A 445-nucleotide genomic window follows, 5' to 3' on the forward strand; every position below is an offset into this window, starting at 1 on the left:
GGCTTCGGCAGCTTCTCCAAGCGCTTCGGCCTCGCCGCGGCCGGCCTGCTCGAGGCCGAAGTCGTCACCGCCGACGGCCAGGTGCGCATCGCCAATGCCTGCACCCATCCCGATCTCTTCTGGGGACTGAAAGGCGGCGGCGGTGGCAGCCTGGGCGTGGTGACGCGGCTCACCTTGCGGACGCATGCCTTGCCGGAGGTCGTCGGCGCCATGTTCGGTGCGGTGAAGGCCAACTCCGACGCGGCGTTCCGGCGGCTGATCGATCGCTTCATGGCCTTCTATCGCGACAGCCTGTTCAATCCGCGCTGGGGCGAGCAGGTGCGCTTTCGTCGCGACAACACGATGATGCTCAGCATGGTCTTCCAGGGTATCGACCGCGATGCGGCGATGGCCGTGTGGCAGCCGTTCCTGTCCTGGATCGCCGACCAGGGCGGCGACTATACGC

Annotated in this window: 1 pseudogene; it reads left to right on the top strand. The window is 67.4% G+C overall.

Going from position 1 to position 445, the window contains the following annotated elements:
- Positions 1-445: pseudogene (locus DNK49_RS24265) on the top strand (hypothetical protein); the annotation flags it as partial.

The sequence above is a fragment of the Parazoarcus communis SWub3 = DSM 12120 genome, assembly GCF_003226565.1.
Classification (GTDB): Bacteria; Pseudomonadota; Gammaproteobacteria; order Burkholderiales; family Rhodocyclaceae; genus Parazoarcus; species Parazoarcus communis.